General features: G+C 43.4%; 7 protein-coding genes. 4 read left to right on the top strand and 3 right to left on the bottom strand.

Going from position 1 to position 8,055, the window contains the following annotated elements; translation table 11 throughout:
* The first annotated feature begins 308 nt into the window (after positions 1-308).
* Both VIN08_RS11145 and VIN08_RS11140 read left to right on the top strand, forming a co-directional pair.
* Positions 309-1,745 (top strand): SBBP repeat-containing protein, encoded by a 1,437-nt coding sequence (locus VIN08_RS11145; protein ID WP_331964598.1) that lies wholly within the window; start codon positions 309-311, stop codon positions 1,743-1,745.
* A gap of 35 nt (positions 1,746-1,780) precedes the next feature.
* The gene (locus tag VIN08_RS11140; RefSeq protein WP_331964595.1) at positions 1,781-3,205 is read left to right on the top strand and encodes an SBBP repeat-containing protein; all 1,425 of its coding nucleotides are present in this window, start codon (positions 1,781-1,783) and stop codon (positions 3,203-3,205) included.
* Positions 3,206-3,529: 324 nt separating this feature from the next.
* On the opposite strand, the gene VIN08_RS11135 is transcribed toward VIN08_RS11140, so the two are convergent.
* Entirely contained in the window at positions 3,530-4,222 is a 693-nt protein-coding gene (locus VIN08_RS11135; protein ID WP_331964592.1) for an NUDIX hydrolase, read from the bottom strand.
* 198 nt (positions 4,223-4,420) lie between these two features.
* Here VIN08_RS11135 and VIN08_RS11130 point away from each other — a divergent pair, with 198 nt between their 5' ends.
* Complete coding sequence (locus tag VIN08_RS11130; RefSeq protein WP_331964589.1) at positions 4,421-5,917, top strand: xylulokinase; 1,497 nt, start codon at positions 4,421-4,423, stop codon at positions 5,915-5,917.
* A gap of 7 nt (positions 5,918-5,924) precedes the next feature.
* On the opposite strand, the gene VIN08_RS28635 is transcribed toward VIN08_RS11130, so the two are convergent.
* Positions 5,925-6,191 (bottom strand): type II toxin-antitoxin system RelE family toxin, encoded by a 267-nt coding sequence (locus tag VIN08_RS28635; RefSeq protein WP_414693272.1) that lies wholly within the window; start codon positions 6,189-6,191, stop codon positions 5,925-5,927.
* Entirely contained in the window at positions 6,188-6,388 is a 201-nt protein-coding gene (locus VIN08_RS11125; protein ID WP_331964586.1) for a hypothetical protein, read from the bottom strand. The genes VIN08_RS28635 and VIN08_RS11125 overlap by 4 nt, the downstream gene beginning before the upstream one ends.
* A gap of 49 nt (positions 6,389-6,437) precedes the next feature.
* On the opposite strand from VIN08_RS11125, the gene xylA reads away from it, so the two are divergent.
* On the top strand, positions 6,438-7,766 hold the full coding sequence (gene xylA / locus VIN08_RS11120; RefSeq protein WP_331964583.1) for a xylose isomerase: 1,329 nt from the start codon (positions 6,438-6,440) through the stop codon (positions 7,764-7,766).
* Positions 7,767-8,055 lie beyond the last annotated feature (289 nt).

Below are 8,055 nucleotides of genomic sequence, written 5' to 3'. Positions count from 1 at the left end.
TTCAAAAGTATCAAATTCAGTTGTTTCAATCATTAAAAAAATGTAGATTAGATACAGTAAGATCAGCGCTTGTTGATGGCCACGTAATGGGTAAGCGCAGCGGTAACTGTTGGCGGTATTCTGTCTCTCCTTTCTATCCTTCGCTAACATATCGGCTAAACGTTGAGAGTCATCGCGACAAGTGTTACAGGACCTGCCGGTTTCCTGGCATGCATTATTGTTTTTGGTGAAATGTTCTGTAAGGGTTGGTGCAATTCTTTAGTCGGGGTATTGATGTAAAATCGTTACCAGTCAAAACGTTTATCACTATGCAAATAAAAGGTAAGATTCCTGCCATGCTTGTCCTGTTGTTTGTAACCATGATCTGCCTGGTATATATGCAGTCGTGCGTTGGTACAACGGAATCCGATCATGACGATCCGGATACATCTGTTTCTATAACGCCGTTTACTGTGCATGCCGGTGGCGTGGGGAATGATGGCCCGCCTTCTCATCCGATGGTGATGGATGATTCCGGAAATGTATATATCACCGGTTCCTTTGAAGAGACTGCTGCTTTTGGTAATACAACACTCACCGCTTTAAATACACAGGATATATTTCTGGTCAAATACAATGCTGAAGGAAACGTAGTGTGGGTAAAGCAAGGTGCGGGCACCAGTACCGATATGGCATACTCCATCGCCCGCGATGCGCAGAACAATATATACATCACCGGTATGTTTCACGAGTCGATTACCTTTGATAATGTAAAGCTTACGGCTGTCGGTCTCACCGATACATTCATAGCCAAGTATACATCTGCTGGCGAGCTCGTGTGGGTTAAGCGTGACGGTGGTGGTGCCGATGGACTCAATAAATCGCGGGGGCGTTCTATCACACTGGATACTTCCGGAAATATATATATAGCCGGAACCTTTGTTGGTAATGTTGTATTCGGTACAACCAGGCTTTCTGCCGATAGCCGGTTTTATTATAATATGTATATAGCCAAGTATAATCCGGCAGGCGTGTTACAGTGGGTAACCCAGGCTACCGGTAATTCTTCAGGTGAATCGATAGCGGTCGATCAGTCGGGCAGTATATACGTTACAGGTTCGTTTGGCGGCACAGTTGCCTGGGGCAATACAACACTGGCTTCAATAGGAGAGGAAGGTGAAGAAGATATATTTCTGGCGAAATATACTACCGAAGGAAAATTGTTGTGGGTGAAATCGTATGGTGGTAAAGGTTTTTCAGTGGCCTATGTAGTAGCACTGGATGCTGCCGGTGATCCCTATATAACCGGATTCTTCCAGGATGTAGTTGCTTTCGGAGCTACAAAGCTAAAGTCAGGCGCGCCAATGTTTGATATGTTTGTGATGAAATGCGATAAAAATGGCGAAGCACAATGGGCACATCAGGCTGGTACAGAGGCGATGGGATACGATCTTTTTATTGATGATGGCAATATATACCTCACCGGCTCGCTGCAGGGCACGGCTATAATAGGTTCTGCTACCCTGAATACTTCCGGTCATCCCAATGTATTGGTGGCGTGCTATACCGCTGCAGGCGATGTAAAGTGGGCGCAAATTGCAGGAGGCACTGCCTCATCCATTCAGGCTGGTAATGGTATTGGTATTGATCGATCGGGAAGTATTGTTATAGCAGGCTATTTCTCAGAGACGTTTACTGTCGATAATACATCGGTAACAAGCGCAGGAGGTACAGATGTTTTGGTTTTTAAGTACATGCCTGAATAGTATGGTTGTTTCAAAATTGCTGCTAAAGAAAATATATGAAAAGCCCTCGAAGAATTTCTTTCATGCAGATTGTATGGTTGGGAGCCGTGATGTTGATGATTGTCATACAGTCCTGTAAAGATGACGATTTGACTTCGGTAGAAGAAGATCCCGATGGAGATCCGGATACCACTACGTTTGTTGTAAGAGGGGGAGCCTCTACCAACGATTACTTTGATGAAAGCACATCGATGGCGGTTGATTCTGCCGGTAATGTATATATAACGGGGCATTTTGCGGGCACGGCTACCTTTGGGAGTGAAACACTTACTTCGTCAGGAAAGCGTGACGTGTTCCTGGCGAAGTATAATACGCGAGGCAAACTTTTATGGATCAGGCAGGGTGCAGGGGCAGGAGAGGACATGAGTTTTTCAGTGGCTCTGGATAAAAACGCCAATGTATATATAGCCGGCGATTTTCATCAGACTATATCATTCGGAACTTCTTCTTTAACAACCGTTGGTTTTGCCAATGCGTTTATTGTGAAGTATGATTCTGCCGGTAGTTTACAGTGGGCAAGGAAAGATGGTACAGGTACAGATGCTGATGGTCAGTCGCATAGCCGTGCGGTTGTGTTAGATAAGTCAGGAAATATTTACCTGACCGGAAATTTTTACAAGGAAGTTACTTTTGGCAGCGAAGTGCTTACAGCCAGTGAAGATTACTATTATAATCATTTTGTAGTGAAGTATAGCGAGTCGGGTATTGTGCAATGGGTTGTGCAGGCAAACGGATCTTCATCGGGCGAGTCTGTAGCTGTAGATGGAACGGGTAATGTATATGTTGCAGGGTATATACAAGGCTCTGGTTCCTGGGACTATCAGGAGGTGCCTTTCGTTACGGAAGGTGATGCGGATATCTTTATTGCTAAAATAAATTCCGATGGAAATACTGTGTGGGTTAAACAATTTGGAGAAACCGGTGCAAGTAATCCAACATCTCTTGCTATAGATGCTTCCGGAAATATATATACAGCAGGATTCTTTGAGACATCGATAAATTTTGGCAGTACGCAGCTCACCGGTGGTGCAGACATGTTTCTCGTAAAATGCAATAACGCCGGAGATGTACAATGGGCAAAACAAGCTCATACAGAAGCTGCTGCATACGATGTTGTGGTAGATGCTTCCAATGATATTTATATAACGGGATACTTTCGGTTTACAGGTACATTCGGACCGTTCACATTACATGCCAAGGGAACTGATATCATGATTGTGAAGTATAATTCTTCGGGCGATGCTACAAGCGCATATGCTATTGGCAGCGCTTCTGCAGAATCTGGAAAGAGTGTTGCTGTTGACAACACGGGACATATAGTAATTACTGGCTACTTCTTTGATACATTTACGTTTCGCGGAATAACAACATCAAGCACGGGTGGAAATGATATCTTTTTAATAAGGTACGTCCCTGGATAACCTGCGTTAATCTGCTCCGATAGCTATCGGGATGTAGAAATTATTTTTGCATTTGAGTATCGAACAAGGAACATCCATCAACGAATGGTGAAGTAAAAGGGGAGAAGCAGAAAGTATAAATGCACTGCTCTTAGCTTTAAGCTTTATACTTTAAGCTTGTATTTCTTCTGTGTTATTCTGTGAATTCCGTGGGAAATATTTGCATTTTGAATATCGAACAAGGAACATCGATCAACGAATGATGAAGTATAAAAGTCCGGAAGAAGAAAAGTCCGACAGCATTTCTCCCTGCGAATAACGGATAACTATTAACGCTTAACGGTTCTAAAGCTCAAACGTAAATCCCTTCTCTGTTAACTTATCATATATCTTCTTATCAAATCGGTATAAACTGGCCGCACGGTGCGATACGTCTTTCTGTTTTTCTTCGCAGGGTACAAGCAGGTTCATCTTCATCAGCTTTCTGCGAAAGTTCGGTTTGTCCAGTTTCTTCTCGAGTATAGCTTCGTATAGCTCCTGCAATTGTAACAAGGTAAATTTCTTGGGCAGCAGGTTGAACCCGATGGGTTCATGACGCACTTTGTGTTTGAGGTGCGTGATGCCGGCTTCCAGTATTTCATTGTGATCGTAAGGAAGATCAGGTATATCTCCGACCTTGAACCACTTGGCGTCTGACGCTGTAAAGCCGGGGTCGAGTGTATAGTTCTCGGGTTTTACCAAAGCATAGTATACAATAGTGATAACCCGCTTGGAAGGATACCGGTCTACATTTCCAAAAGAGCGAAGTTGTTCAAGGTATATTTTAGAAACACCCGTCAGGTCGTGCAGCAATCGTCCGGCAGCATCGTCAGCGCCTTCATTATATTTGATCCATCCACCCGGCAATGCCCACTTGCCTTTACTGATCCCTTCACCATGCTGAACGAGCAGGATGTCGAGTTCGCTTTTTTTAAAACCAAAGATGAGGCAGTCGATCGAGAGGGCCTCAATAACTGCGTCCGGGAAATCTTTTGCCATAATCAAATCAGTCGGGAAGATAGAAAATAATTTCAGCACACTTGTAGTCAAATGTACTATAAGTTATATCTTTACCCGATTTTCAACCGATTGAACATTCACTGTATGGAGTATTGGCCCATCTGTAGTTTCCTCAAAAAGGTATCCGCCAGGGTGTGCCATCGCTTCGTTAACGCTCACCTTATAGTTAAGTAAATTATGAAGTACCTGCTGGGTTATGATCTTGGAAGTTCCTCTATAAAAGCTACACTGGTAGATGCCGGTACCGGGCAAGCGGTGGCATCGGCACAATCGCCATCAGAAGAAATGCCTATGCTGGCCGTACAGGCTGGCTGGGCTGAGCAAGATCCGGAAATGTGGTGGGAGCACGCTGTAAAAGCGTTGCAGACGTGTTTAAAGAAGTCGGGTATACATGGAGCCGACATTGCTGCGATTGGTATATCGTATCAAATGCACGGACTGGTTTGTGTAGACAAAGATCAGAAAGCATTGCGTCCTTCCATTATCTGGTGCGATAGCCGTGCCGTTGAGATTGGCAAGAAAGCCTTTCAGCAACTTGGTGCTGATTATTCATTGCAACATTTACTCAACTCGCCCGGTAATTTTACAGCTTCCAAACTGCGTTGGGTAAAAGAGAACGAGCCTCAGGTATTTGAACGCATCCACAAGATCATGCTTCCGGGTGATTACCTCGCGATGCGCCTCACAGGAGAAATTGTAACGACAGCATCCGGATTATCGGAAGGTATGTTTTGGGATTACCAGGATGAAGCTCCTTCTAAAAAATTACTGGAGCTCTATGGTATATCGGCTGACCTGCTCGCTACGCAGGCACCTACTTTCTCTGTGCAGGGTAAAGTAAGAAAAGATATAGCAGCGCAATTAGGATTGAAGGAAGGAACACCGGTAAGTTATCGCGCAGGCGATCAACCCAACAATGCATTTTCATTAAATGTACTTAACCCGGGAGAGACCGCTGCAACGGCAGGTACATCCGGAGTTATATATAGTGTTACCAATCAGAATGCGTTTGATAAGAAGTCGCGCGTAAATACATTCATTCACGTAAATGATAAACGTCCAGCCAAAAGCAATGGCGTTTTACTTTGTATCAACGGTACGGGTATACTCAACAGCTGGCTGCGTAAAAATCTGAAAAGCAATGGTGAACCTTTTGGTTATGACGAGATCAATAACATTGCGGCAAAATCACCGATAGGGGCCGAAGGATTAACGGTGCTTCCATTTGGTAATGGAGCCGAACGTGTGCTGGAAGATAAAAACATCAACAGTACATTTTATGGATTGAACTTCAATCGTCATTCGCAGTCGCATGTATTTCGTGCAGCACAGGAAGGAATTGTATTTGCCTTGAAGTATGGCTTTGACGTTCTGCAACAAATGGGATTGAAGACGAATGTGATTCGCGCAGGCAATGCGAATATGTTTTTAAGTCCGTTGTTCCGTGAAGCATTTGTAAATACTATAGGAGCAAGGCTTGAACTGTATGATACCGATGGTTCGAAAGGCGCAGCGCTGGGAGCTGGTGTAGGAGCCGGTATATATACTTCCTTTGAAGAAGCGTTCAAGGGATTGAAGATCATCAAATCAGAAGAGCCGGATGCAACAAAGGCATCAGCCTATAAAGAGGCTTATGGTAACTGGTTGAGATTGTTGGAAGGGCAGTTGAAATAATGCTTATCTACGGAAAGTATTTGTAAACATCTTTTCGATGAAGAAAACGAAGAAAGATAACGGAGTTGTTTTTTATGATGACACCCAATCGGTAGTCACTGATTCTAATTCTGTAGTAAATATTTCCTCCTTTGAGTTTCTTCAGATTTTTGATATCCGAGGGAGACGAAGCTTTTTCTATTTCTTCTATACAATCGGCAATCTTATTCAACAAAAGTTTATTACTGATACGCTGGGTGTCTTTTTCAAAGGATTTATCAATAAGAACCTTCATTCACTACGAAGCTTTTTAAGAAATTTTTTGGTATCGGTATATCGACCTGTGCGGCCTTTACGAATAGCATTTATCATCGCTATATCTTCCGTTTCACTGGCTGATAGTTTTCGTACGTCAATGCCAATCTTTCTTGCAATATTCAGAACCATTACAAGATCCTTCTTGGATTTGGTCTTCAACAATGCTGTTTCCATCCGAATTAATTTTAAACAAATATAATTACTTTAACACCAATAAATAGTCATGAAACTAACACTCGGAGACAAGGAATACTTCAAAGGCGTTGGCCAGGTGAAGTATGAAGGTAAAGAATCAGACAACCCGCTGGCATTCAAATTTTATAATGCCTCACAGAAGGTGGGCAAGAAGACTATGGAAGAACACTTCCGTTTTGCTATAGCTTACTGGCATACGTTCTGCGGAACGGGTGGTGATCCGTTCGGACCTGGAACAAAGAAATTTGCGTGGAATGAAAGTGACGATGCTGTGCAACGCGGTTATGATAAAATGGATGCAGCGTTTGAATTTATTACCAAGATCGGTGCTCCGTTCTATTGCTTCCACGATTTTGATTTGGTAGACGAAGGTGCTACACTGAAAGAATCAGAAGAGCGCATTCAGAAAATGGTAGACTATGCCAAGAAGAAACAAAAAGCTTCCGGTGTAAAATTGTTGTGGGGAACAGCCAACCTGTTTTCAAACCCTCGCTATATGAACGGTGCTGCTACAAACCCTGACTTCAATGTAGTATGTTATGCTGCTACACAGGTGAAGAATGCATTGGACGCAACGATCGAGCTAGGCGGTTCTAACTATGTATTCTGGGGAGGTCGCGAAGGCTATATGTCATTGCTGAATACGGATATGAAGCGTGAACTGGAACACATGGCGCGCTTCCTGCATGCAGCGAAAGACTATGCACGTGCACAAGGTTTTAAAGGTACATTCCTGATCGAGCCTAAACCAATGGAGCCATCCAAGCATCAATATGATTTTGACTCTGCTACTTGTATCGCTTTCCTTCGAGAGTTTGGTTTGATGGATGATTTCAAACTGAACATTGAAGTGAACCACGCTACACTGGCACAACATACATTCGATCATGAATTACAGGTTGCTGCGAATGCAGGTGTACTGGGAAGTATAGATGCTAACCGTGGTGACAACCAAAATGGTTGGGATACTGATCAGTTCCCGAACAACTTGTATGAACTCACTGAAGCGATGCTGGTAATTCTGCAAGCCGGTGGTTTCAAAAATGGTGGTGTAAACTTCGATGCGAAAGCCAGAAGAAATTCTACCGACCTTATTGATGTATTCTATGCACACATCGGTGGTATGGATTCTTTTGCTCGTGCGTTGTTAACAGCACAGGCAATTCTGGAAGATGGCACATACAGCAAGCTTCGTAAAGAACGCTATGCTTCGTTTGATGCTGGTAAAGGAAAACAATTTGAACAAGGTAAAGTAGGATTGGAAGAACTGGTTACACTGGCCAACAAGAATGGTGAGCCTGCGCAGATCAGCGGCAGACAAGAGTACTACGAGAACTTGTTGAACAAGTTTATCTAAGATATACCTTCCCGCAGTTTTTGCAGCTTGCTATGAATATTGTTTTCATCTGGGCAAGTTTGCGAGATCTGCGGGAAATTCCTGTAGTCCGCTAATACATTTTCGAGTTGTTCCCTTCAAAGATTTTAGTATATTGGTAGTATAACAAGCGTACTATGAGAACAACCCTTTTGTTATTGCTTGTCGTGGCTTCGATCCATGCCGCAGCACAAATCAAACCTTCGCGCGGTAAAAATTCTCTTTTGAGTTTTTTCAGAGTAAAGGAAAGCACACTTCCTGTTGACTATCG

The organism is Ohtaekwangia sp. (assembly GCF_036568665.1).
GTDB lineage: Bacteria > Bacteroidota > Bacteroidia > Cytophagales > Cyclobacteriaceae > Ohtaekwangia.
This window is presented reverse-complemented; position numbering and strand designations above follow the sequence as displayed.